Genomic DNA, 598 nt, shown 5'->3' with positions numbered 1-598 from the left:
CCTGTGATCGCGATTTTGGCACCCTCCCGACCAAATACCTCGGCACAGGCCTCTCCGATTCCTGAAGTAGCTCCGGTGATGAGGACGACTTTGTCTTTGAATTTCATGGTTGAAAATTAAAAAGTAAAGATAGGAATTAGTGAGAAAAGAGGAAGGTAAAATCATTTCGTCCCTCCGAAACTCAGGCTTTATTAACCAATCCTCGATTCACAAACAAAAATGCGCCGCTGGTCCCATTCTACCTCTTATCCAAAAAACTTACTATGTGGTTTCGATTGTAAAATAGGATCGGTTTGATGAGTCGAGAGTTTAGGAGAAGCGATTTGATTAATAGCCTGAGAGCTTTTAAAAAGTCCAAAGGTCTTCTCCTCCTTTTTCCCTAATTTTGCGCCCATGTCGAGAAAAATGAAAAATAAGGTCATCACCAACCTCGAAATCGAGCGCATCGCTTCAGAAGGCAAATGTGTCGGGCATCATGAGGGCAAGGTGGTTTTTGTTAATCAAGTGGCCCCTGGTGATGTGGTGGATGTACGGATTACCCGGGGAAAAAGCTCTTTTATGGAAGGAGAGGCCATTCACTTTCACGAATACTCCAAAG

The 598-nt window shown here is 43.6% G+C and carries 2 protein-coding genes; one reads left to right on the top strand and one right to left on the bottom strand.

All coding sequences use genetic code 11. The annotated features are described in order from the left end of the window. The coding region (locus IE187_RS21880) for an SDR family NAD(P)-dependent oxidoreductase (protein ID WP_189677963.1) at positions 1 to 107 on the bottom strand (107 nt) is incomplete at its 3' end. A gap of 298 nt (positions 108 to 405) precedes the next feature. Here IE187_RS21880 and IE187_RS21875 point away from each other — a divergent pair. Continuing rightward, positions 406 to 598: TRAM domain-containing protein (locus IE187_RS21875; protein WP_229839648.1), on the top strand; the 193-nt coding region annotated here is incomplete at its 3' end.

It is taken from the genome of Sphingomonas glacialis (assembly GCF_014653575.1).
GTDB lineage: Bacteria > Pseudomonadota > Alphaproteobacteria > Sphingomonadales > Sphingomonadaceae > Sphingomonas > Sphingomonas glacialis.
The sequence above is the reverse complement of the archived record's forward strand: the minus strand, read 5'-3'. Positions and strand labels throughout refer to the sequence as shown.